Origin of the sequence: Photorhabdus cinerea, assembly GCF_011189575.1 — a bacterium.
In the GTDB taxonomy this organism is placed as follows: Bacteria; Pseudomonadota; Gammaproteobacteria; order Enterobacterales; family Enterobacteriaceae; genus Photorhabdus; species Photorhabdus cinerea.
Genome location: NZ_PUJW01000093.1, coordinates 1 through 1,437, shown reverse-complemented (window position 1 = coordinate 1,437; position 1,437 = coordinate 1). Strand labels below are relative to the sequence as shown.

2 protein-coding genes are annotated in these 1,437 nt (G+C 34.1%); both read left to right on the top strand.

Features of this window, described 5'->3' with window-relative positions; all coding sequences use genetic code 11:
• A partial coding sequence (locus C5469_RS22660) for a DUF4224 domain-containing protein (RefSeq protein WP_242689573.1) occupies window positions 1-271 on the top strand: 271 nt, incomplete at its 5' end.
• Window positions 246-1,274: a tyrosine-type recombinase/integrase gene (locus C5469_RS22655; RefSeq protein WP_166310937.1), complete on the top strand. Its 1,029-nt coding sequence runs from the start codon at window positions 246-248 to the stop codon at window positions 1,272-1,274. The genes C5469_RS22660 and C5469_RS22655, both read left to right, overlap by 26 nt.
• Window positions 1,275-1,437 lie beyond the last annotated feature (163 nt).

Below are 1,437 nucleotides of genomic sequence, written 5' to 3'. Positions count from 1 at the left end.
GAAATTTGCAAAAAGAAAGGATAGACAAATGAGCGATCCTATTTACCTGACTGACGGAGAACTGTTTTCCATAACAGGATTTAAGCAAAAAAGCCAACAAATAAAGTGGCTAATAAACAATCACGTTCATCATTATGTCAATAGACTTGGTAAGCCCATTGTTATTAGAACTATTATTACTGGCAAATATACTACTAATCAAGCTAATACGGATTTTGAAACACCTGATTTTGGAGCATTAATTAATGGCACGGAAGCGCAAAGATCATAATGATAACAAACTACCCACACGCGTATCAAAAACCAAATATGCTTATTACTTAAAAACAAAAGATAATAAAACAATCACACTTGGCCCTATAACAATGAGCATGACTGAGTTATGGGCCAAATATGATGGAGAAATAGCAAACCAAAAAATAGTAATGACATTCTCTAAATTGTGGGGAATGCACTTGAATAGCCCCGCATTTACTGAATTATCAGCTCGTTCTCAGAAAGATAAACTACAGGGAGCAAAAAACATTCTAAAAGTTTTTGGTCATATTAATGCTGATAATATTAAACCGGAGCATATCAGGCAGTATATGGACATAAGAGGAACTCAAAGTAAAACACAGGCTAATCATGAGCTATCTTATATGTCTGTAACGTTTTGCTGGGGATATGAGAGAGGTTATTGCAAGATTAATCCGTGCTCTGGAGTAAAAAAGTTCTCACTCAAAAACAGAGAAAAATATATCACAGACGAAGAATACCGGGCTGCTTATGATGTATCTTCTCCAATTGTTAAAATAGCTATGGAAATATCATATCTATGTGCGTCCCGAATTGGGGATATATTAGAATTGAAACACAATCAAATATCAGAACAAGGAATATACATCAAACAAGGGAAAACTGGTGTTAAACAAATCAAGCAATGGACCAACCGACTCAGAGATACAATAAATTACGCAATCGAATTATTCCCACCAAAATCAGAAAGATCATATGTAATTTTAAACGCTGATAAAAACAAGTTCACAAAATCAGGATTTGATAATCACTGGAATGAAACAAAAATAAAAGCCTCTGAGATTCTTGGCAGAAAAGTTGATTTCACGTTTCATGATATCAAAGCTAAAGCAATCTCGGATTTTGAAGGGAGTTCAAAAGACAAACAATTATTCAGTGGTCACAAAACCGAATCTCAAGTAAAAGTTTATGATCGCAAAACAAAGATAACCCCCACCCTAGACCTTCCAAAAATCAACAAAAATGAAAGAATATAGAGGAATTGAAATAGTTAAATAGCCGAGATAAAAGGATTTATATTTTCGTTTTCATACTGTATATTCTTTCAAATTTTTATAACCAATTGATTTATATAGAACTTGCACCGGATTCTGATTCCGGCATTCCCAGGTTCAAATCCTGGTACCCCAGCCAGATTTA

What these genes read in the sequence shown, in the direction of transcription:
- C5469_RS22655 (WP_166310937.1), top strand. Translation starts at nt 246, where the DNA reads ATGGCACGGAAGCGCAAAGATCATAATGATAACAAACTACCCACACGC.